Below are 22,703 nucleotides of genomic sequence, written 5' to 3'. Positions count from 1 at the left end.
AGACGCCGAGAACAATGTCCCCCTTCGTCCTCCCGCGGCCACGGCCGTGCCAGTCCCCGGTCACCCTCGATCAGCCGAACTCATGGCACGAGAAACGCGGTTGCGGACGGCAGGCGGGCCGTCCAGTACGCCCCCGCGCCGGTCCCCGGGGGCAGTCTTCACGACGGGGCTCGCAACGCCTCGACCGGTTCCATCCGGGAAGCCCGCAGCGACGGATACACACCCGCCAGCAGGCCGACCACCGCGCCGACGACCGGAGCGCCGACGGCAAGCCGGCCGTCGAGTACGGGAGTCCAGTCCTTGACCGCCGACACGGCCACCACGACGACAACCCCCAGCGCGGCACCGATCACGCCCCCCAGCAGCCCGATCGTCGTCGACTCCAGGAGGAACTGAGCGGCGATCTGCCGGCGCGAGGCGCCCAGGGCACGCCGCAACCCGATCTCTCCGACCCGTTCCATCACGGTGACCAGCGTGACGTTGGCGATACCGAGAGCACCCACGATCAGCGAGACGAGCCCGAGGACCAGGAACAGACCGTTGACGTCGCCCTGGACACCCTTGCGTGCCCTCGACAGATCGGGCGGAGCCAGGACGGTGAGCGCCTTGGCGCTGCCCGGTGCCAGGGCGACGGGAGACTGCCGGGCTACCTGCTGCGCGGCACCGAGGGAAGTGTTGACCAGGACGCGGTTCACCGTGTCCAGGCCCAGACGGTCCCTGGCCGTCGTGGGCGGCAGGATCACCGAGGTGGACAGGCGCTGCTCACGCTCGATTCCGCCGAGGATCCCGATCACGGTGAAAGAAAGACCGTTGAAGAAAACCGCGGGCGCGTCCTCCACCCGGGTGACACCGAGCAGGCGAGCGGCCTGGTCGCCCAGCACCGCCACTCTGGCGCCGCGGGCGATGTCACCCCGGTCGTAGAACCGGCCGGCCGTGACCTCACCGCGCACCGCCACCGGCAGCGCCCCGCCCGCGCCCGGCCCGCGATACACCTCCCCCAACATCACATTCTCCTCCACACTCCGATAAGGAAGCAGGTGAAAAGACTGGAAAACAAAACCAACACTGCTTCCCAGGAACCGTCTCCTCGCTCACCTCACGAGGCATGACAACACTGCGGTCACTAACCGATACCGCCGACACGGCCTGGCAGCGTTAACGGTGAGCCGGACACCCACCACCACCGACATCACAAACACACCCAACACAGCCGACAGGCCAGGCCTTGACGACGGACGCAGAAGCCCTCCACCCGGCCATTACCTCTGACGTAATCGACCACGCTCCCCTGCTGCGGCAGCGTGCTACATGTCAACGAGATCCCGACGAGGATTCCGGCATCTAAGGCGCGAGGAGCAACCATGCCCATCAAAACCGCTGACCTCACCGCGAGTTCCGTCGCCGACACCACCCGCCACGTCGTCCAGGAGTTCCTCGCCGCCCGGATGGCCGGGGATGTCGAGTGGCTCGTCGCGCTCTTCGCGGACGACGTCGACTGGCTACTCGCCGAGAACCCTGCCGTCCCGTGGATCCGGCCACGCTCCACCGGAGCCGAATGCGCCGCCCAGTTCACGGAGCTGGCCGAGCACACGGTGGCCGAGGATGCACGGGCCTCCGTCGACACGTTCCTCGTCGACGGCACCGACGCCGTCCTGATGGGGTACCTCTCGGGGACCGTGCGCGCGACGGGGAAGTCCTTCGAGGGCCCCTTCGCGCTGCGCCTCACCGTCGAGGAGGGCCGGATCACCCGGCATCACCTCTACGAGAACAGCGTATCGATCGCCGAGGCGTGCACCCCTTCCTGAGTCCCGCCCCCCGAGTTGCGACCTGGCTGGCGCCGGGGCAGGCCTCGCGGAGATGGTCCGATCGCCGAGCGGGTGGCGTAGCGCGGTCTTCGGAAAGACCCACACCCCAGCCCCCTTTGCCTGGTCGGCCACCGCACCAGTGTGCTGTCGCGATGCTCCCCGACAGCACCTTCTACGAACCCGAAACGCCGCGCGCCGCTTGACGAAAGGCATGGAGGCCCCCCGATTCCCCTTCCCCCTCGTGGGCGTCGCGCTCGGTCAAGGCAACGACGGACACGGCTATCGGCGGTGGTGTCTACAACGTCCCGCTCGCCCACGATGCTCTGGCCGCGCTCCCATCCCCCCAACTGACCCCGTCAACTCGTCCCCCGCGACATCGAGTTCACATGGTGGTCCGGTGGTCGAGGGTGGCTGGGCACGAGTACGAGTCGGGGCTTATAACGAGGGCGACGGACATTGCGGTGTCGGGGTAGCGGCCGCTGTCGTGGAGCACGAGCGCGAGGACGGCGCCGCAGGCTTCCTCGGGGCCGGTCAAGCTGATGAGCAGGACGCTCCGGCCGTCGGGCAGAGTCCAGATTCCCCCGCGGTTCACAGGGTGTCGTCCTCGCCCGCCAGGTCGTCGCCGAGGCCGAGCGTGGCGAGCTGCTTCGCGGCGTCGAGGGCGGCGGCGCGGCGGGCGGCGCGCACGACGCAGGCGTTCACGGACAGGCCGGCCTCAAAGGCGGCGGCCCGGATCGAGGGAGCGAGGTCGTCGGGGACGCGCAGGGTCATCCTGGTGACCGACATGACAGCAGGACCAGACACCGGACTGTGGTGGCGTGAGGCGGTTGCCGCCGCCTGAGGGAGGGGGCCGCGGAGCGGCATCGGCCGTGACGGTCCCTGGAGGCCCAGGTGACGGCTCAGCTCTGTGATGTGGGGCGGCGCGGGGGCGGCACTGCCCGCAGGAGCTCCCACAAGGGGCGGGAGCCGGACGCCCACACGGCGAGGGTTTGGCGGTCGACGACGTGCAGCCGCTGCTGCTTGGCGAACGTGACCGCCGGTCCGGTCACCCGGCCGTTGGTGACCATCACGGCGACGTCGGCGCCGTGGACCTGGCGGGCGGTTCCGTTGAGGACCTGGAGGTCGGGTGTGCCGACCGGCGAGCCGTGGGCGCCGTTGCGGCGGTGCTTGCACTGGATCACCCAGCGCCGCCCGTAGGGGTCGGTGGCTTTCACGTCGGCGCCGAGGTCGCCGCGGCCGCCGACCCGCTGGGCGTCCTGGCAGCCGTCGCGGTGCATCAGGTCCCGGACGGCGTCCTCGAACCGGGTGTGGTGCAGCGCGTCGAGCTGCGGCAGTCCGTAGCGCAGGCCCTGCGCCCGCACCGCCTCCCACCGGGCGCGCTGCTGCCGGTCGGAGAGCCAGCCGGCGCCGGCGAGGACGGCGAGGACCAGGACGGCGACGAGGACCCACCAGTGGGCCAGCAGCCAGTTGACCACCATCACCACCAGCCCGACACCGGCCGCCGCCACCACGGCGAAGACGAGCAGCTGCGCGTCCCGCTGCCGCTGTCGCCGGCCGGGCCGCCGGCTGCGCCGCCGCACCGGCCGTCGCCGGGTCACCGCTCCCACCGGGTCGGGTAGGACACCGTGGGCCGGGGCGGCGGCGCCTGGGCGGCGGGGGCGTGGTCGAAGCGGATCGGGTACTGGACCGTGGACTGCGGCCGCGGTGTGTCCCCCTCCCCCGTCGCGCTGTTGCTGTTGCCCAGCCCGACCACGGCCAGGGCCACCACGGCGAAGATCATCGTTTCCCGTTTGGCACCCGAAGCCCACCGTGAATGCCCGCGGACCGGCGTCCCGTCAAAGCGCACGTACGGCCTCACCCAAGGCATGCAAGCCTCCCCCTCGTCACAACTCCCCGCACAGCGCCCCATATTGACAGGCAGCACTGACAACACGTCAGCACATCACCACACCGGGTGATCAAGGAAGGAGAGAACAGGCCAGGTCAGACACGGAGCGGGCCCCACCCCCGTGCTCCGGCCGTCCTACAGAGGACGAAGGCGGTGCCCTTCCCGGGTACGCGTGGTGGAGACAGCGTCGCGACCACGTGCCGGCCGCCTTCGCTGTACATCGGTCATCGACAGAACGGGGACGCCGGCCGCAGGCAAGCCGCCTCAGTCGCCGCGTCACCGAAGGACCTGTCTCAACTCGCCGGTTACGACCAGACCGGCGAGCACCCGGGTCATGCTGCTAATGCCGGCATCGCGGACGACGAACCCGTCCGAGCACCAGAAACAGCCGCCCCCCAAGGCCTCCCCGCTCTTCACCCACCGCAAGTGCCGCTGGGACAGCTCGTCACATCCCACACCGTGCGCACCGAGTCCACCGACCGAAGAGGCGTGCGCCGGCGCACGCAACAAACCTGGCAGCGGACCGACCCCGCCACATTCAAACCGACACGCAAAGCCCTCAAGTTCTCAACGACGTCGTGACCGAACCGCGGCCACAGAACAAGCAGGACCCCCGTATCCGGGTCGAAGCCGGCGTCCCGACCCGCATCCGGCGCCCCTTCGGACGACGTGCCTTCATCAGAGCGGAGCTGACAGAAGAAACCGACACATCACAGCATCACGCCCCTCCACACATCACCGACGCACCCACCGAAACCCGACTCCTCCGACCCCGGCCCACCAACAAGCTCACCTCCACTGAAACGACCCCGACCACCGCCACTCTGCAGAACCCGGCCACCCAAACACCGCACACGGCACCAATTGACAGACGACGGGCCTTGACCCCGAATCCTGAACACGGGTTATGCGGCTGGTGCCAGCGTAGTTGGTGTGAGTTGGAGGGCGTCCTCGAAGGCGATCGGTGATCGTTGTCCGAGGCGGGAGTGTCGGCGTCGGGTGTTGTAGCGGTTCAGCCATCGGAAGGCGTCGAGTCGGGCTTCGCGCGCGTCGGGCCAGCTCTTTCGTCCTTGCAGGGTCTCGCGTTTGAAGGTCGCGTTGAACGACTCGGCAAGCGCGTTGTCCGCACTGGAGCCGACCGCGCTCATGCTTCGCCGCACCCCTGCTGACCTGCATGCTTCGGCGAATGCCCTGCTGGTGTACTGGGCTCCGTGGTCGGTGTGCATGATCGATCCGGCGAGGCTGCCGCGAGTGCGGATCGCCGCGGCCAGGGCGTCGGTGACGAGACCGGTGCGCATGTGGTCGGCGATCGCCCAGCCGGCCAGGCGCCGTGAGGCGAGGTCGATGACGGTCGCCAGGTAGCAGAACTTCCCGCCGTCGATGGGCAGGTAGGTGATGTCACCGACGTACTTCGCGTTCGGCCTCTGGGCGGTGAAATCGCGGCCGATCAGGTCCGGCGCCTTGGCGGCGGCCGGGTCGGGGACGGTGGTGCGGTGCCGGCGGCGCAACCGGATCCCTTCGATCCCGGACGCCCGCATGATTCGGGCGACGCGCTTGTGGTTGACCGCCTCGCCGTTCTCCTCACGGAGCTCGGCTGTGATCCTCGGGGCCCCGTAGGTGCCGTCCGACTCCCGGTGCACGGCCTGTATCCGGGCGGCCAGCTTCGCGTCGGCCGCCTGCCGGGCCGCCCGGTCCGCAACCGTCCGGCGCCAGTAGTAGAAGCTCGAGCGGCTGACGCCGAGGATGCTGCAGAGCCGCTTCACGCCGTAACGGCGCTGGAGGTCGGCGACACACTGGAAGCGGTTCACCAGCGTGTCTCCCCGGCGAAATACTTCGCCGCTTTGCGCAGGATCTCGCGCTCCTCCTCCAGCTCGCGGACCTTCTTGCGCAGGGCCGCGTTCTCCGCTTCCAGCGGGGCCGGCGGCTGGGCCGGTTCATGCGTCCGGCGTCCCCGAGGACGACTCGCGCCGGCCGCCCGAACCCAGTTCCGAAGCGTCTCCGGGTTGATCCCCAGATCGGCTGCGACCGACCTGATCGTCGCTTCCGGCCGCGACTCGTACAGCGCGACCGCGTCCGCCTTGAACTCCGGCGGGTAGTTCTTCATCACCACGAGATGTCCGTTCTCAGATCCTCAGGATCCAGTGTCTCGTGTGTTCAACATCAGGGGTCAAGGCCCCTCGTCACATCCCACACCGTGCGCACCGAGTCCACCGACCGAAGAGGCGTGCGCCGGCGCACGCAACAAACCTGGCAGCGGACCGACCCCGCCACATTCAAACCGACACGCAAAGCCCTCAAGTTCTCAACGACGTCGTGACCGAACCGCGGCCACAGAACAAGCAGGACCCCCGTATCCGGGTCGAAGCCGGCGTCCCGACCCGCATCCGGCGCCCCTTCGGACGACGTGCCTTCATCAGAGCGGAGCTGACAGAAGAAACCGACACATCACAGCATCACGCCCCTCCACACATCACCGACGCACCCACCGAAACCCGACTCCTCCGACCCCGGCCCACCAACAAGCTCACCTCCACTGAAACGACCCCGACCACCGCCACTCTGCAGAACCCGGCCACCCAAACACCGCACACGGCACCAATTGACAGACGACAGAGCCACCCCGACCACCCCGACCACCCCGACCACCCACCAGATCGACATACACCCAACCCACAACATCGTGTACCTGACCTGCAGCATCGTGCTGAACGATCCGAAGGGTGTACAGGGGTTCATTGCCCAGCACAGCGCCAACCACCGCGCATCGGACGGAAGCCGACAAGGGATCCTTCTGTTCGTGACGGCTGTTCTGGAAGGCATTGCCGGCATCATCGGCACACTTGGCCGGCAACCCCGCCCACGCCCTCCCCCGAGGCTGTTCCCAGCGGCAATGCACGGGGAAGCCACATCACGGACAGCACCAGCTCCAACCTCCGGGCGGCCCTCCGCCCATCCTCAACCGCAACAACGAGTCTTCTCACTCCCAGTGACCGCGCCACAGAAGTCGAGCCAGAGCCCCCTCGTCAACAACACCACCCGCATGGGGCGCTGTTCAGGACCCCTCCCTCTCCCCTGCAGGTCATCGGCCGGCGCACGTCGAGCAAGCAGTGCAGCCGAACACACCGGCATCCATCGCCCGCAGAACACGCTCCTCACGCTGCCCCAGGACCCGAAACACCGCACTGAGGCCCGGAAGCACGACCTCGGCGGCCCTCGCGGCAGACCACAGCGCCAGCACAGCCACAGCCGCAGCCGCAGCCACAGCGCGGCCAGAACGACACAAACTGCCGGACAGACGACCAGAGTGGAAAAGCCCTGCACGGCAGACAGAACGGCGGCCGACAGATAAAGGACCCGCGGACCGGCAGACCGCAGACGGACCACCACTCCCCACACCACCGACACTCAACACCCCCTCCACACACACATCCACACCCGTCACCACCACCTGGCCAACCGGAACCCGTCCGTCTCGTCCGAGCAGACCTCGCAGGGGGCCACACCCCTGACGACCGGCGTACGGGCCGCCCCAGAGCACGCGCAGGGGCCGGCGACAGCCCTGCCGCAGGGCAACGACGCCACCCCTTCCGGACCACCGAGAGCCCGACAACCGCACGCCCCCCGGAGGGCACGGACCCCACGACGCCGCCGTCGCCGGACACCTACGCGCCCGACGACGGCACGGATGCGGACACGCCCCGGGCACCCGAGGCGGAACCGTCGCCGCCGCAGCCCTGTCTGCTGGTGGTACGCCTCGGCTGACCCAGGTGTTCCTGCCGTGGGCGGGTGGCGGCACCGGATCCGGCTCCGGCTCCGCACAGCTATGTGGCATCCGTTTCACGAGCAGCGGTCGCGGCATAGTCGGTCGGCGTCCGGCCGTAGTACTTGCGGAAAGCGCGTGCGAAGTGGCCGCTGTCGGCGAACTGCCAGCGGGCGGCTATCTCCATGACGCTCATGCGCCGCTGCGGCGCGACGAGCGCGCGGCATGCCTCCTCGAGGCGGCGGCGCCGGATGTAGGTGCTCAGCGGTCGGCCTTCCCTGGCGAAGGCCCGTTGAAGGGTACGCGGGGAGACGTTCAGCTCCCGGGCGACAGCCGAGACGGACAGGGCGGGATCGGTGAGCCGGCGGTCGGCCAGGTCTCGCGCGGCTTGGGCCAGAGCCGGCGACAGCAAAGGCTCCACGTCGTCCAGGCCGCCCCCCGCGGCGGCCCGGGCCAACTCGGCCAGGGTGCCGCGGACGGCGTCGACCCCGGCCGGCCCGAGACGGTCCAGCGACCGGCCCACCATGGCGGCGTGCGCCGTCAGCAGCCGCACCTCGGCGGTGTCGGCCGGACCGGAGGCCGGCCAGCCCCGTTGGGGCCGCAACTCTGCGGCGGGCAGCACGAGTACCTGCACGACGGTGCGCGGCGCCGCGGAGAAGTGGGACAGCCTTCCCGTCTGTACCAGCAGGCGGCCGGCTGGTGCCGTGTGCTCGGCTCCTCCCGGTTCGCCGAACCGCCAGGCCCCTCGGTGGACGATCCACAGGCGTACGTGATCGTCGGCCCCGACCCGTCGGCCCGCCGTCCGCAGGGCGGCCGCGGTCTCGAAGCGGTTGAACATCGTGTCCCGCACCCGGAACCCGCGGGACCGCGCCGAGAAGCCGGACACGGTCGTCCGGCGGAAGGGCGCCAGAGCGAAGGGCTCGCCCATCCGGCTCCGCCACTCGTGGGCGAAGACGCTGAAGGCGTTCGCGCCGCTCACGTCTGCCGAGAAGGTACCGCTCATCGTTGTCGCGAATCTCCCGTTCGAGCTGACGCACCGGTCCGAGGCGCCGCAACCACACGCTTCCTACTCTTGTTCCGGCATACATCGAAGATCCGACATCCGCGGCCCGGAATGTCGATACAAGGGTAACGAGGTGGCGAATTGAGCACGCTCGCGATCGTGGGCGCAGGCCCGCAACTGGGGCGCGCGATCGGCCGGCGGTTCGCCGCCGAAGGGGTCGACGTGGCACTGATCGCCCGCAGCCGCACGACGCTGCAGGCAGTGGCCGACGAGTTGTCCGACACGGGCGTGCGGGCCGAGGCGTTTCCCGCCGACGTGACCGACCGCCCCGCTCTGCACGCCGCACTCACCGCAGCCGAGCAGCGGCTGGGACCGATCGACATACTCGAGTACTCGCCCGCGCCATCCCCGGCCGACCTGCGCCGGGCGCCGCTGGTCGAGGCCACGAAGGTCACCGTCGACTCGGTTCTGGCCCAGCTGGACCTCTATCTGCTCGGCGGCGTGGCGGCGGTGCAGCACGTCCTGCCCGGCATGCTGGAGCGCGGCACGGGGACGATCCTGGTCAGCAGCGGGGCGGGGTCGGGGCCGGTGATCGCTCCGCACGTGGCGAACGTCCAGATCGCCACCGGCGGAATGCGCAACTGGATCCTCAACCTGCACGCGGCGCTCTCCGGTACCGGCGTCTATGCCGCGCACGTGGCGATCGCCGCCTACATCGGCCAAGGGGGCCACGACTCCCAGCCGCAGACGATCGCCGACACCTACTGGCGGCTGCACACCGGGCGCACCCAAGCCGAGCTGGTCATCCAGGATCTGCCGGACGACTACCTGGACCGGGGACTGGCCGACAAGTTCGTCGAGCCCTGAGGCGCCGGCGGCTGCGCGGCCGTAACAGTGGGAGGGAGCTTGCCGTTCCGGCCGTCCGCGGTGGTGGTGCCGTGGACGGCCGGAACGGTGGCAGGGGGCCGGGCCCTGGGAATTCCCGCCGACGGGCGCCGGTCTGCTGCCCGGCGCAGACGTGGTTCACAGCCCCGCGGCCCGGGAGACCGCCAGACTCGCCCTGCGCAGCGCCGTCACGGCCGCGGTCCGGGGCCCGCCCTCATCGGGGGCGACCAACGGCAACGCGCCCAGTGCGTCACCACGACGGTTCAGGATCGGGGCGGCGACGGTCGACATGGCGGTGGGACCGGAGCGCAGTGGGTTGGGCACCGTTGCACCGTCACGGCGCAGACGCCGTCCGTGCGTACGGTGGCCAGGAGCCGGCGGACGCAGGCCGCGTCGTCCGTGCTTCCTTCCGTATGCGCCCGGGGGCGTGCGCCAGCAGGGCGATGCTGATGCCGGCCTCGAAGAGGGGGAGGCGTCCGCCGACCCGGTACTTGACCGCCCCCGCGTCCCGTGCGGACAGCCGCTCGACCAGAACGGCCTCGTCGCCGTCTCGCACGGCAAGGAGAATGTGCTGGCCGGTGACCCGGTGCAGGTCCTGCATGAATCGCAGCGCGGCGGCGCGCAGTCCGTGGCCGCGGGGTGCCAGCGGGGCAATCTCGAGCAGGTGCAGGCCGACGACGAAGTCGCCGTTGTCGAGGCGTTCAAGGGCTCCCACGTCCGTCAGCTGGGCCGCGATCCGGGACGTGGTGCTCTTCGGAAGGCCCGCCCGGGCCGCGGGTGTGTGGAGTGCCAGGCCCTCGCCGGCCTCGGCACCCAGGACCCGGAAGGCCCGCTCCAGGACCGGCTCGCCGTGCAACGGCCTGCCAAAGCGGTACGAGGAGGCGATGGGCCTCCTCTCGGAGCACTTCCACGTCTACGCCGTCGACCTTCGGGGCAGGGGCGCAGCAGTTGGACCCCGAAGCGCTACAGGCTCGACAACTTCGGCAACGACCTGGTCCCGGTTCATCGCCCTCGTCGGTCAGCTCCGCGGCGTCCTGTGCGAGGACCCGCCGTTCTTCGCGTCCGAACTCGTCCCCGCACACGGTCACTCGGTCCGTCAGGGGGCGGGCCCGGTGTTCGAGCTGTTCCGCACGTATCTCGGCGACCAGTGGAGCGTGGGCGACTGGGAGGGGTTCTGCCGCGCGGCCGACGCCTCGGCGTCGCCGACGGCACGGTCCTTCGTGGCGGACGGGATCCCGCAGCATCTGAAGGAGTACGCCCCGGAATGGGCCCGGGCCTTCTACGAGGGCACCGTCGGGCTGAACTGCCCGCACGAGCGCATGCTGGGCCGGGTCAAAACGCCGGTGCTCCTCACGCACCACTTGCGCGGGATCGCCCCGGAGACCGGGAAGCCGCTCGGGGCGCTGTCCGACGAACAGGTCGTGCAGACCATGCGGTTGATGGATTCGGCGGAGGTGAAGGTTGGCTACGGGCGGGTGCGCGTGATCGAGCGGGCCGCCGCTCTGCCGGGACCTCAGGCCCGCAGCCATGAGGGGACGGGTTTCGTCACCAGCCCGCAGGCGAACTCCGCCGTCTCCAGGAGCCGGCGTGTCAGCCGGACCCCGGTGACATGGTGCGCCAGGGCGAACTTGGCCGGGATGAGGCTCTTCACCTCGTCCGCGTCCGCGTCCGGATCTTCCATCGGCCCGAATCCCACCCTGCGCATGACGTCGAGCAGCTCGTCCGGGTCGCTGCCTCCACGGCAGTAGGGGTCCTCGCCGTACGACATCCGGACGGACCTGTCCACGTACCAGCAGAAAGGCCCCACGGGGGATACGTTGGCCATGTGGGAGACCGCTGTCCGCCCCCGTGTCACGGGAAGCATAACCTCCGGTTCCGTGCCCATGAAGCCGTTGTACTCGACCATGAGCGTCCAGTCCCCGACCTGGACCACTCCCACCGGCTGGACCTCCTCGAAGGTGTGGTCCTTCAGGCGGTACAGCTCGATCGTCCACTCGCGCAGCGCGCTCAGCCCAGTCACCGCCGTCCCGGTGGTGACCCGCGAAGCCTTCAGCTCCTCCAGGAGTGCCTCCGGGGAGACAGCCTGCACGTAGGTGAAACAGTGCGACTCCTCGAAGTCATCGTCAGTACCGAAGACGTCGGTGTAATCGGCTTCCGTGGTGAATTCCTTCATGAGCACGTCCCCTTGTGGCTGCGAGCGAGGCAGTGCGGAGGACGAGGAAAGTGCTTGAGTCGGTTCGTCCCGGGCCGGAAACGCCCAGTGTCACCGTGCGCGGTGTCGGTCGCTGTCGCCGTGTCCCTTCAGGGGCTGCCCTCGTGGTTCACCTCCTGCCGGCCGACACCGAGGCCGACACGGGCATCGTGCGCCTTCCTCTCCTGTACCCACGGGGCTCCCCGAGCTGGGCGGCCGCTCCACGACGAACGTCCCCTTGCCGCGCAGGGTGACGACGAGTCGCTCACACCTGGCCCGGGGGGCGCGGTCAGCCGAGCCACGCACTACTCGTCAGCGGTGGAGATCGACAGTGGCGGCGAGGAACGCCCGTCCGGCTTCGCGCCGGTCGTGGCCGCGCAGCGTCGCTCGAAGGTTGCGTGCCTCTTCGGACGCGATGGACTCCAGGTGACGTACACCACGGGGGATCACGCCCGCCCGGTGGGCGGTCAGAGGGCCGCAGACTCACTGCCGCACAATCTCTCCCCCCACCTCGGCGACAGCCTCACCGCCGCCTCGACCGTCCGGTCTCGCCCTGCCCGCGAAACGTGTGTGATCCCGGGCCGGTCTCTCCCTCAGCGAGTCTGACCGGGGAAGGAAGGGCCTGCTTCGCGGCAGCGCCTCCTCAGAGCGTGCCCTCCTCCAAGCCCTCTCCAGGTCGACGTCGGAGCAGAACAGCGGGTCCTGACAAAGGCGTTGGACGTGGCGGTGGGTGATCAGGCCCTCGGTGAGGCCGAGGAATGCTTCGTGGATGTCGTCGCGTCGCTCCCGGCTGCGCAGGCCGCGCAAGCCGTGGAGCCAGGCGATCGTGCGCTCGACGACGCGGTGGAAGATGCCCAGAACGGTGCCGTGTGGCTCGCCTCGCTTCGCGACCACGGGGCGGATGTCTCGCTGCCGGAGCAGGTGGCGGTACCTGTCGTGGTCGTAGCCGCGATCGGCCAGCAGCGCGTCGGGGCGTCGACGGGGTCTGCCGATCCGTCCCGTGACGCGGGGATCTTGTCGAGCAGTGGCTTGAGTTGGGTGACGTCGCCCACGGTATCCGCAGGTCAGCGACACCGTGAGCCGGATGCCCGAGCCGAAGCCGAGTTCCTGGGGGAGGTACTCCCACTGAATGCGTGTGCAGGACGAAGAGGATCCCGCACAGGGCCTGGCGGTCCGGCACCCGTGGTCTGCCCTTGGCCCTCTTCCGACCCGGTTTCGGCAGCAACGGCTCGATCAGCGAAAACAGTTCATCCGACTCGATCTCCACTTACTCCGCGGCCTGCTCATCCTTCAGAAGCTCGACGGTCCGGGCCACGTTCGAGACGTCGAGCACGAACACGGTTGCGGGCAGACGCGCTTCGCGTGCCGCCCAGGTCACGGTGGCCGGTGGTCGCCTGCGGACGCGCAGCAGACTTGGTTTTGAACGACCCGACGGCCAACCGGCGGAGTCCGCCGAGGTGGAAGCGGAGTCGCGCGCCTGGGTGGACGCGCGGGCACGGCTGACCGGAGAGGACCCGAAGTCGCTGTTCCACGCCGGCCCGACTGGTGGCCGCCGTGCGGGAGGCGGTGAATCGGCGGCTGGAGAACTCCCCCGAGTGGGGCGACCCGCCGGCCTGCCCCGCGACCTGAGGCCGACCCGCTCTCGTCCCCGGGTGGGACCCGCGGAGGGCGCAGTACTGCGGATTCAGTACCGCGCAGTGTCGGCAGCGGGACGACGACAGGACATCCCCCTCTTCAGGAGTCTGGAGACACCTTCGAGACCCGGATGTGGAGACCTCCCCGTGGCTGCTTTTCTGTATCGAATGGGCCGCTTGGCCTTCAGGCGACGCTGGACCGTCGCCCTTGTCTGGGCCGCCGTGCTGGCCGCCGTAGGACTTGCCGGCATGACCGCCCCGGAGGCGGAGGAGGAACCCTTCTCCATGCCGGGGATCGAGTCGCAGGAAGCCTTCGACCTGATGGAGGAGCGGTTCCCCGGCGCCGCCGCCGACGGCGCCACCGCCCGCGTCGTCTTCGTCTCGTCGAACGGAGAGAAGGTCACCGCCTCCGAGAACAAGGAGGCCGTCGAGGCGGCGATTGCCGAACTCGGGGACGGCGCTCAGGTCGCGAGCATCGTCGATCCGTACGAGTCCGGCGCGGTCAGCGAGGACGGCTCCACCGCGTACACGACCGTGACCTACAAGGTCGACGCCGCCGGACTCACCGACGCCGGCCGCAGCCACCTGGACGAGTCGCTCGAGCACGCCCGTGACTCCGGGCTCACCGTCGAGGCAGGCGGCGACGCCATGCAGGACATGGGCGGACCCAGCGGCACCGCCGAGGCGATCGGCATCTCCGTCGCCGCCGTCGTCCTGCTGATCACTTTCGGCTCACTGGCCGCCGCCGGACTCCCGCTGCTCACCGCGCTCATCGGCGTCGGCATCAGTCTGTTCGCCATCACGGCCCTGGCCGGTCCGCTGGGCCTGGCCGACACCACCAGCACCGTGGCGATCATGCTGGGTCTGGCCGTCGGCATCGACTACGCCCTGTTCATCGTGTCCCGCTACCGCGAGGAGCGCGCCAAGGGGCGGGCTGCCCAGGAGGCCGTCGCCCTCGCCACCGGCACCGCGGGCTCCGCCGTGGTCTTCGCCGGGCTCACCGTCGTCATCGCACTCGCCGGTCTCTCCGTCGTCGGCATCCCGATGCTGACCGAGATGGGCCTGGGCGCGGCGGGCGCGGTCGTCGTCGGCGTCCTCATAGCGCTGACCCTGGTCCCGGCCTTCCTCGGCTTCTGGCCCAACGCCATACTGACCCGCAAGGACCGCAAGGCCCGCCGAGCGGGCGGTACACCGCGCGAGACGCGCAAGGTCAACGGCGGCACCCGCTGGGCGAGCTTCGTGCTGCGCCGTCCGCTGCCCGTGCTGCTCGCGGCCGTCGCGGGCCTCGGCGCCCTGGCGCTGCCGATGACCGACCTTCAGCTCGGTATGCCCGGCGACGAGGCCCTGTCCAAGGAGACCACCCAGCGGCGGGCCTACGACGCGCTCGCCGAGGGCTTCGGGCCCGGCTTCAACGGACCGTTGACCGTGGTCGTGGATGCCAAGGGCACCGGCGACCCGGAGGCCGCGGCCGAGACCGTCTCCGAGCGGATCGGCGGCACCGAGGGCGTGGTGTCGGTGTCCCCGGCGCAGTTCAACGAATCCGGCGACACGGCGGTCTTCTCCGTCGTCCCCACCACCGCGCCGACCGATCAGGAGACCAAGGACCTGGTCAACACCATCCGCGGCGACCGGCCCGGCATCGAGTCCGAGGCCGGGGCGGCCTTCGAGGTCACCGGCACCACCGCGATGAACATCGACGTCTCCGAGAAGGTGCAGTCCGCGCTGGTGCCGTACCTGCTCGTGGTGGTCGGGCTCGCCGTGACCCTGCTGCTGGTGGTCTTCCGCTCGATCCTGGTCCCGTTGAAGGCGGCCGCCGGCTTCCTGCTCTCGGTGCTCGCCTCGCTCGGCGCGGTGGTCGTGGTCTTCCAGCAGGGCCACGGCGCCGACCTGCTGGGCGTGGAGACGACCGGCCCCATCATGAGCCTGATGCCGATCTTCCTGGTCGGCATCGTCTTCGGCCTCGCCATGGACTACGAGGTCTTCCTGGTCTCGCGGATGCGCGAGGCGTACGTCCACGGCGAGCGGCCCGCCCAGGCCGTGGCCTCCGGGTTCCAGCACAGCGCCCGGGTCGTCGTGGCCGCCGCGCTGATCATGATCGCGGTGTTCTCCGGGTTCATCGGGGACAGCGACGCCATGATCAAGATGATCGGCTTCGGCCTCGCCTCGGCCGTCCTGCTCGACGCCTTCGTGGTCCGGATGGCGATCGTCCCGGCCGTCCTCGCCCTGCTCGGCGAGCGGGCCTGGTGGCTGCCGAAGTGGCTGGACCGGATCCTGCCCCGGGTCGACGTGGAGGGCGAGGCCCTGACCCGCCCGGCCGGTGCCGAAGCGGAACCGGCCGACAAGGACCTCGCCCGTACCTGACCGGGTGCGCAGGAGCCGCCCGGGGTCGTTCCAGCGACCCGGGCGGCTTCGCATCGTCCACCATGGATGCCAGCCCTTAACCGAGAGAGCCCACCATGAACAGCAGCCTGGAGCGCTACACCGAGCGCGTGGAACAGTACGCGTCGCGCTTCCCGCGCTTTCCCCGCTTCGTGGACGTGACGATGGTTCTGGCCCTCATCGGCTGCGCCTTCTTCGGCACCCAGCTCAGCCTCCCCGGCGAAGACCGCCCGGACACGGGGAAGTCGCTGGAGATCCTGCTCGGCCTGTCCTGCTTCGTCCTGCTGAAGTACCGTACCCACACCCGCACGGTCGTGGTCGTGGTCGCCGGGGTCACCATCGCCGCGATCGCGCGCGGCTACCTGCTCACCCCGATGCTGCTGGCCCCGCTGCTCGCCGCGATGTACTGGCTGGCCGTCCTGTGCGACCGCCGGACTGTTCGCCTGTACGCGCTCGTCGCCACGGTGGCCCTGCTGACCGTGAACCTGTTCTCCGACGGCATGCGCGACCTCTCCCCCGTCCTGACCGTGATCGGCCCGGTGTTCTGGATGGCCCTGCCGCTCGTCGGCGGCAGCCTGGCCCGGCTGCGCCGCGACTATCTGGAAGCGGTCAAGTCCCGCGCCGAGCACGCCGAACGCACCCGGGAGGAGGAGGCTCGGCTGCGGGTCACCGAGGAGCGCATGCGCATCGCCCGCGAGCTGCACGACGTCGTAGCCCACCACCTGGCCCTCGCCAACGCCCAGGCGGGCACCGCAGCCCACCTCTCGCGCAGCAACCCCGAGCAGAGCCGGAAGATCCTCGACGACCTCGCGGGCACCACCTCCTCGGCGCTGCGCGAGCTCAAGGCCACCCTGGGCCTGCTGCGCCAGGACGACCGGCCCAAGGGCGAGGGCCTGGAACCGGCGCCGGGGCTCGCCCGCCTTCCCGAGCTGATCGACTCCTACCGCTCGGCGGGCCTGGAAGTCGTCGTCCATCAGGAGGGCGTGCGCCGCCCGTTGACGCCGGGCGTGGACCTGACCGCGTACCGGATCGTGCAGGAAGCCCTCACCAACGTCGCCAAGCACGCCCCCGAACGCGCCACCCATGTCGGCTTCACCTACGCCGACTCCCGGCTGCTCATCACCGTCAGCAATGACGGCCCGGCCACCGCCACCGCCACCGCCACCGCCGGCAACGGGGCGCCCGGCGGTTTCGGGTTGCGGGGCATGCGGGAGCGCGCCCAGTCCATCGGCGGCGACCTGTGCGCGGGCCCTCGCCCCGAGGGCGGCTTCGAGGTCACCACCGCGCTGCCGCTGCAGCCGTCCGCCGCCGTCGAAGGAGAGTCTCCATGACCGTGAAGGTGCTGCTCGCGGACGACCAGGCCCTGCTGCGGGCCACGTTCCGCATCCTGATCGACTCCTGCCCGGACCTGGAGGTCGTCGGGGAGGCGTCCGACGGGGCGGAGGCTCTGGAGTTGGCCCGTGCCCACCACCCGGACGTGGTGCTCATGGACATCCGCATGCCCGGGACGGACGGTCTGTCCGGCACCGCGGGAATCTGCTCCGATCCAGGGTTGGCGACCAGCCGGGTGCTGATTCTGACCACCTTCGAGACCGAGGACTACGTCGCTCAGGCGCTGCGGGCCGGGGCCAGCGGCTTCCTCGGGAAGGACGTCACCGCGGACGCCCTGCTGGCCGGCATCCGCACGGTGGCCTCCGGGGAGGCGCTGCTCTCCCCCGGCGCCACCCGCACCCTGATCACCCGCTTCCTCACCTCCCCTGCCCCCGGCACCCACCTGGTTCCCCCGGAACGGCTCGCCGACCTCACCGGAAGGGAACGCGAGGTGATGGCGCTGGCGGCCGAGGGCAGGTCCAACGCGGAGATCGCCGAGTTGCTGGTGGTCAGTCCACTGACGGTACGGACGCACATCCACCGCGCGATGACGAAACTCAACGCCCGCGACCGGGCACAGCTCGTCGTCATCGCGTACCAGACGGGGCTGGTGCAGGCGGGAGGGGACAGCGGGGCCCCGCCGGGGCACAGGAGCTCCCATACACCTGACGGGATTCCCGGCTGACGGAGCGTCAGAGGCGCCGTGGCCCGAGAAGACGCCGACACCCTCCGCCTCGCGGCTGCCCCGGCGCTGGTGGTCGACCATGTCGCCACCCCCCAGGAGAGGTAGACGGCTTCCCTGCGGTCAGCGTTCGTGCAGCACAGAGGTCGTATCGATGTCCACGGGCCTGCCGTGCGCGTCGGCAGGACGGAGCTCGGAGAGCGGGAGACCGCTTTCGTCAACGAGAACTGAGTGGGCTTCGGATGGTGCGAAGGCGTGCCGCTCGCCCCACTGGCGCGCAGCCACGATGACGGCGAAGAGGTCTCGGCCCGCCTCTGTGAGGACGTAGTGCTGTCGCCGCCCCGTCGGGGCGGTCTGCCGCTCGAGGATTCCACGTTCGACCAAGCGGCGCAGGCGGTCGGTGAGGATGTTCCGCGCGATTCCGGTGCGGTGCTGGAAGTCGGTGAACGCTCGCGCGCCGTCCATCGCGTCGCGAATGACCAGCAGGCTCCACCGGTCTCCGACCAGGTCGAGCGTGCGCGCTACGGGACAGGAGGCGTCGGTCCAGGTCATCTCCTCGACACTGGGCGCGGTGCGAGCCATGACTCCTCCTCAAGAGTTGCGAATCGAGACCATTCTACGTACCTTCATGTTGGTTGCATTTTGCTACTCATTGGAGGTGGGTCGGTGGGTCTCACGTCTGGCCTGAGGACGCTGTTCGCCGTGATCTGCGCGGTCGCGGTCGCGACGATCTACGTGGCGCAGCCCGTACTGGCCCAGATCGGCGGTGACCTGGGCCTGCCGGAAGCCGACCTGGGATGGATCGTCACCACGGGACAGTTCGGCTACCTGATCGGCTTGGTCCTTCTTGTCCCTCTGGGGGACATGTTCGACCGGCGCAAGCTCATTGCCGGACACCTTCTCCTTGCCGCGGTCGGCATGGCTCTGGCAGCAGTCGCTGCCCAGCCATGGTTCCTGCTTGCCGGGGTGGCCCTCGCCGGTCTGTTCGCGGTCGTCGTTCAGACCACGGTCGCCTTCGCCGCCGACCTGTCCATGGCAGCGGAACGCGGCCGCACACTCGGCGCCGTGACCTCCGGTGTCGTCATCGGCATTCTCGGAGCGCGCCTGCTCGCCGGCAGTCTCGCCGCCCTCTGGGGCTGGCGAAGCATCTACGTGGTACTTGCCGTGCTCCTCGTCGCGCTCACCGGCTCCGTGCTGAGGCTCCTGCCGTCCGACCCGCGCGACGGCCGGACCACGTATGGCGCGGTGCTGATCTCGTTGGGGCGCCTGTTCCGTGAGCGCCTGTTCGTGTCGCGCGGACTGATCACGTTCTTCCTGTTCGCATCCTTCGGCACGCTGTGGAGCGGCCTGGCCCTGCCGCTCGCGGCCGAACCATGGCATCTGAGCACGGCCCAGATCGGTCTCTTCGGGATCGCCGGACTCGCCGGGGCGCTGGGCGCCTCCCGGGCCGGGCAGGGGGCCGACGCCGGCCGCGCCAACACCGTCACCGGCGGGGCACTCGCGCTCCTGGCCGCTTCATGGCTGGCGACAGGACAAGCATCCTGGTCGCTCTGGCCGGTCGTTGTCGGCGTGATCGTTCTCGACTTCGCGGTGCAGGCAGTACACGTCAGCAACCAGCACCTGCTCACGGCCGCGTACTCACACCGGACCAGCAGTGTCATCGGCGGCTACATGATTTTCTACTCCTTCGGCTCTGCCGTCGGAGCAACCAGCACCACCGCGGTGTACTCGGCCGCGGGGTGGGCCGGATCCAGCCTTCTCGGCGCAGCCTTCGCCCTCTGCGCGCTCCTTGCCTGGGCCGTCAACCGACACCCAGCCGCCGACACGCGACGAGACGTACTCGTGCGACTGCCTCCTCCTGTCCCGCGCAGCCCCGAACGGACACCGTGACCGTGGAAGCGTCGTTCGCGGGCTTCGGCCAGGGTCTTGACGTGGCTCACTGCTGAGGTGCCGTCAGCCGACCCACGGGCGTGGTGCCCGCCCGAGGACGATCCACAGGCATTCGAGTGCTGCTGCGGCGCGCACCGGTCCCGCCGTCGACGACGGTTGTGGGCCCCGCCCCGCAGGCGGGGCCCACAATCCGCTGTCCACCGGACAGAGATCAACCGCTGACCGTGATGTTCGAGCTTCCACTGCTCTGATAGCCCTCGGTGGCCATGATCATGTAGTACTTGAACTGACCCATGTTCATGCCCGCGCGTGCCCAGGCGTCGAAGTGGTTGCCGGTGGTGATGGTGCCGGACCCGCTGGTCACCTTCGACTGCCGGACGCTCCAGTACTGCTGGAAGGTCTTGGTTCCTTCCACGGAGGGGGCGTTGTACCGGGTCGTCTGGTAGATGTCATAGGTGCCGCCGTCGCTGGAGACGGTGCCCTTGTACGTACCGGTGGGCCGGTAGCTGCCCCAGTTGTCGACGATGTAGTACTCCACCAGTGGGTTCGAGGTCCAGCCGTAGAGGCAGCCGTAGCCGTTGCCCGACGGGTTGAAGTAGCCGTTGTAGCGGACCGTCCTGCGTCCGCCGTTGCCCCAGCCCTTGCCGGCGACGAAGTTGCCGCAGTTGGTCCACTGGGTGCTGTAACTGCCGCCACCGTTGAGCGTCATGGAAACGGAGCCGCCGCCGTCGGTCCAGAACGAGTAGTACATGCCGTCGGTGCCGGTCTGGTTGGTGGTGATGGTGGTGGCGGCGTGGGCGGTGCCGGGCAGCAGCAGCCCGGACGCGGTAGCGAGCGCGAGGGTGCCGGCGCCACCGAGGAAGCCTCGTCGGCTCACTCCGTTGAGGGGGGCGGGGTTCTGCTTGGTCCGGTCCTGCTGTGTGCCGTCCTGCTGCATGCGTGCTCCCGATGAAGGCGGGTGGGGGGCGAGCGACTTCTGCCGCCCGCTGCCTTGCACGAACCACTGCGGGCCTCCCGGTCGTCACGCCGTGACAACCGGTCGCCGTGCCCGGCCACATGACGCGAACGGACCGACGGCCGCCCTGTCGTTCAGTGGCCACAGCTTTCGCAAGTCGTCATGACACTGTCAATAGTTTCGACTGACTTTCGGAAACTTCCTCTTTACGGATAGAAGCCCGCGCGGACACTAACTCCCTGCTCACAGCACCTATTGCCCCAAGCATCGTGAGAGACGAGATGAGAAGCGAGAGGGATGGCCCGCAATCGCGTGTACTATTTGCGAAACTTTCGATGACGGAAGGGAGGCCGTGCGCGTGGCGTCCTGCACGACACTGCTGATCAACTACTCGAAGGCGACATGAGGGAGGTGCGTCGGGAGACGGAGACCAACTCCTTCGGCTTTCGCTGGGCGGACTCCCCCTCAACACCGCAGCCTGACCAACCACTGACGGCGCAGCCCCGAACGCCCACCGGGCACGTCCAGGAGAAGGACAGCGACGGAAGGACGGCCCAGGAGGTGGACGGCGCCCTATCTCCCCCGCGAAGACGATGAGGCCCCTTCCGGTCACGGTCGATCTTCCCGGTCACAGCGCTGGTTTGACTCTCGGCACCCGGACGACTCGAAGGGAAGACCCTCCCGTGCGTATGTACGACAATCCGGTGATCAGTGGGTTTCATCCTGATCCGAGCGTGTGCCGGGTCGGTGACGACTACTACCTGGTGTGTTCCAGCTTCGAGTACTTTCCCGGGCTGCCGCTCTTCCACAGCAAGGACCTCGTGCACTGGGAGCAGATCGGCAACGTCCTCGACCGTCCCGGGCAACTGCCGCTGCCTCTCCCCGGCGCCAAGGCGTCCGGAGGCCTTTACGCCCCGACCATCCGTCACCATGACGGTCGCTACTGGGTCATCAACACCAACATCGACGGTGGCGGCAACTTCGTCGTCTCGGCCGAGCGGCCGGAAGGGCCCTGGAGCGACCCCGTGTGGATCGACCTGACCGGAATCGATCCCGACCTGGCGTGGGAGGAGGACGGCACCTGCTGGTGTGCCTTCTCCGGTCCCCAAGGGGGCGTCAACATGGCCAGGATCGACCCGGTCAAGGGCGAGGTGCTGGAGGAGCCCTTCGCCACATGGTCGGGCAGCGGCCTCAAGTACCCCGAGGCGCCGCACCTCTACCGCATCGACGACTGGTGGTACCTACTGGTCGCGGAAGGCGGCACGGAACGCGGTCACAGCGTGTCCGTGGCCCGCAGCCGCTCGCCCCGCGGCCCCTGGGAAGGCGCACCCGCCAACCCCGTGCTGTCCCACAGCGGTACCGCGCGCCCCATCCAGAACACGGGCCACGCCGACCTGGTGGAGGCTCCCGACGGCAGCTGGTGGATGGTGCTGCTCGGTGTCCGCCCCCGTGGCTTCACGCCCGACGTGCACGTGCTCGGCCGCGAGACGTTCCTGACACCCGTGGAGTGGGACCGGGACGGATGGCCCGTCGTCGCGCCCGTTCCCGTGAGCCGTGCGGCCCCGGGTGGGGCCTGGCACCCCCTTCCGGCCCCGCCCGCCCGGGACGACTTCGACGGGTCTGCTCTCGCACCGCACTGGATCTCGCCGTTCGCTCGCCAGGAAGGTTCCTGGTCGCTCGCCGAGCGCCCGGGCCGGCTACTCCTCAGCGCCACCGGCCCGGCGCTCGACCGCCCCGGGTACACCTTTGTCGGGCGGCGCCAGCAGCACCACGACTGCCGCGTCACCGCCCTGATGGACCCGGGTACGGGACGGGGCGGTCTCTGCGTACGTCTCGACGAGGCCCACCACTACGAGGTGGAGGTCGGGGGCGGGGAGGTCCGTGTCGTCGCCCGGATCGGACCGCTGCGCCAGACCGTGGCGCGCCGACCGGTCCCGGCCGGGCCGCTGTACCTCACCGTGACGATTCGGACTTCAGACCTCGTTCCCGCGTCGCCCGAACTCACCGACGGCGGGACCACGGGGCCCGACACCATCGCCTTCGGGCTCGGCGATCCCGACGCTCCGGACACCCGGCCACTCGCCGAGCTGGACGGGCGCTACCTGTCCACCGAGGTCGCCTGCGGCTTCACCGGCCGTGTGATCGGCATGTACGCCACCGAGGGCACGGTCGCCTTCGACTGGTTCGAGTACGCCCCGGCATCGTCCGCGTGACGCCCGTGGGGCTGAGTAGTGCCCACCCGCTCGGCCGAGAATTGACC

Annotated in this window: 18 protein-coding genes and 1 pseudogene; 7 read left to right on the top strand and 12 right to left on the bottom strand. The window is 69.7% G+C overall.

From position 1 onward, the window contains the following. Positions 1-158: 158 nt before the first annotated feature. Positions 159-1,004 (bottom strand): ABC transporter permease, encoded by an 846-nt coding sequence (locus OHA99_RS35955; RefSeq protein WP_366471720.1) that lies wholly within the window; start codon positions 1,002-1,004, stop codon positions 159-161. A 357-nt stretch (positions 1,005-1,361) separates the two neighbouring features. Between OHA99_RS35955 and OHA99_RS35950 the strand changes: the two genes are divergently transcribed. Next, positions 1,362-1,805, top strand: coding sequence for a nuclear transport factor 2 family protein (locus OHA99_RS35950; protein ID WP_331727670.1), 444 nt, complete (start codon positions 1,362-1,364; stop codon positions 1,803-1,805). 588 nt (positions 1,806-2,393) lie between these two features. Here the strand turns inward: OHA99_RS35950 and OHA99_RS35945 are convergent. From OHA99_RS35945 to OHA99_RS35925, 5 genes are all read right to left on the bottom strand, one after another. Continuing rightward, entirely contained in the window at positions 2,394-2,591 is a 198-nt protein-coding gene (locus OHA99_RS35945; protein WP_228126280.1) for a toxin-antitoxin system HicB family antitoxin, read from the bottom strand. A 113-nt stretch (positions 2,592-2,704) separates the two neighbouring features. Then, positions 2,705-3,403 (bottom strand): restriction endonuclease, encoded by a 699-nt coding sequence (locus tag OHA99_RS35940; protein WP_405698868.1) that lies wholly within the window; start codon positions 3,401-3,403, stop codon positions 2,705-2,707. After that, a complete protein-coding gene (locus tag OHA99_RS35935) occupies positions 3,400-3,585 on the bottom strand; it encodes a hypothetical protein (RefSeq protein WP_405698867.1) in 186 nt (61 codons plus the stop codon). The genes OHA99_RS35940 and OHA99_RS35935 overlap by 4 nt, the downstream gene beginning before the upstream one ends. Before the next feature lie 1,013 nt (positions 3,586-4,598). Further along, positions 4,599-5,803 (bottom strand): IS3 family transposase gene (locus OHA99_RS35930; RefSeq protein WP_405693772.1). Its coding sequence is split into 2 segments (ribosomal slippage): positions 4,599-5,512 and positions 5,512-5,803, totalling 1,206 coding nucleotides; the frame shifts between segments, so codons are not numbered across the junction. Positions 5,804-7,514: 1,711 nt separating this feature from the next. Continuing rightward, positions 7,515-8,432, bottom strand: a complete 918-nt coding sequence (locus OHA99_RS35925; protein ID WP_228126278.1) for a helix-turn-helix transcriptional regulator — start codon at positions 8,430-8,432, stop codon at positions 7,515-7,517. Positions 8,433-8,597: 165 nt separating this feature from the next. On the opposite strand from OHA99_RS35925, the gene OHA99_RS35920 reads away from it, so the two are divergent. After that, the gene (locus OHA99_RS35920; RefSeq protein WP_153181580.1) at positions 8,598-9,323 is read left to right on the top strand and encodes an SDR family NAD(P)-dependent oxidoreductase; all 726 of its coding nucleotides are present in this window, start codon (positions 8,598-8,600) and stop codon (positions 9,321-9,323) included. 156 nt (positions 9,324-9,479) lie between these two features. On the opposite strand, the gene OHA99_RS35915 is transcribed toward OHA99_RS35920, so the two are convergent. The 4 genes and pseudogenes from OHA99_RS35915 to OHA99_RS35900 form a co-directional block, all read right to left on the bottom strand. Next, complete coding sequence (locus OHA99_RS35915; protein ID WP_228126277.1) at positions 9,480-9,665, bottom strand: hypothetical protein; 186 nt, start codon at positions 9,663-9,665, stop codon at positions 9,480-9,482. A 10-nt stretch (positions 9,666-9,675) separates the two neighbouring features. After that, positions 9,676-10,197 (bottom strand): helix-turn-helix domain-containing protein, encoded by a 522-nt coding sequence (locus tag OHA99_RS35910; RefSeq protein WP_228126276.1) that lies wholly within the window; start codon positions 10,195-10,197, stop codon positions 9,676-9,678. 657 nt (positions 10,198-10,854) lie between these two features. Beyond that, entirely contained in the window at positions 10,855-11,514 is a 660-nt protein-coding gene (locus tag OHA99_RS35905) for a DUF6461 domain-containing protein (protein WP_405698864.1), read from the bottom strand. Positions 11,515-12,279: 765 nt separating this feature from the next. Next, positions 12,280-12,799: pseudogene (locus tag OHA99_RS35900) on the bottom strand (transposase); the annotation flags it as partial. 514 nt (positions 12,800-13,313) lie between these two features. On the opposite strand from OHA99_RS35900, the gene OHA99_RS35895 reads away from it, so the two are divergent. The 3 genes from OHA99_RS35895 (at position 13,314) to OHA99_RS35885 (ending at position 17,601) form a co-directional block, all read left to right on the top strand. Continuing rightward, the gene (locus OHA99_RS35895) at positions 13,314-15,527 is read left to right on the top strand and encodes an MMPL family transporter (protein ID WP_194280232.1); all 2,214 of its coding nucleotides are present in this window, start codon (positions 13,314-13,316) and stop codon (positions 15,525-15,527) included. 95 nt (positions 15,528-15,622) lie between these two features. Continuing rightward, a complete protein-coding gene (locus tag OHA99_RS35890; protein ID WP_405698863.1) occupies positions 15,623-16,876 on the top strand; it encodes a sensor histidine kinase in 1,254 nt (417 codons plus the stop codon). Continuing rightward, positions 16,873-17,601 carry a response regulator transcription factor gene (locus OHA99_RS35885; RefSeq protein ID WP_153181578.1) on the top strand — a complete coding sequence of 243 codons (729 nt, stop codon included), beginning with the start codon at positions 16,873-16,875 and terminating at the stop codon, positions 17,599-17,601. Before OHA99_RS35890 ends, OHA99_RS35885 begins: the two co-directional genes overlap by 4 nt. Before the next feature lie 120 nt (positions 17,602-17,721). On the opposite strand, the gene OHA99_RS35880 is transcribed toward OHA99_RS35885, so the two are convergent. Then, a complete protein-coding gene (locus OHA99_RS35880; protein WP_153181577.1) occupies positions 17,722-18,180 on the bottom strand; it encodes a helix-turn-helix domain-containing protein in 459 nt (152 codons plus the stop codon). A gap of 84 nt (positions 18,181-18,264) precedes the next feature. Between OHA99_RS35880 and OHA99_RS35875 the strand changes: the two genes are divergently transcribed. Then, a complete protein-coding gene (locus tag OHA99_RS35875) occupies positions 18,265-19,488 on the top strand; it encodes an MFS transporter (RefSeq protein WP_366472775.1) in 1,224 nt (407 codons plus the stop codon). Between the two features lie 211 nt (positions 19,489-19,699). Here OHA99_RS35875 and OHA99_RS35870 read toward each other — a convergent pair whose 3' ends face one another. Then, on the bottom strand, positions 19,700-20,425 hold the full coding sequence (locus tag OHA99_RS35870; protein WP_153181575.1) for a glycoside hydrolase family 11 protein: 726 nt from the start codon (positions 20,423-20,425) through the stop codon (positions 19,700-19,702). Positions 20,426-21,132: 707 nt separating this feature from the next. Here OHA99_RS35870 and OHA99_RS35865 point away from each other — a divergent pair. Next, positions 21,133-22,656 carry a glycoside hydrolase family 43 protein gene (locus OHA99_RS35865; RefSeq protein WP_366472786.1) on the top strand — a complete coding sequence of 508 codons (1,524 nt, stop codon included), beginning with the start codon at positions 21,133-21,135 and terminating at the stop codon, positions 22,654-22,656. The last annotated feature ends 47 nt before the right edge of the window (positions 22,657-22,703 follow it).

The sequence above is a fragment of the Streptomyces coelicoflavus genome, assembly GCF_045041415.1.
Lineage (GTDB): Bacteria > Actinomycetota > Actinomycetes > Streptomycetales > Streptomycetaceae > Streptomyces > Streptomyces coelicoflavus.
Note: the sequence above shows the minus strand (reverse complement) of the source record. Positions and strands in the feature narration are given on the sequence as shown.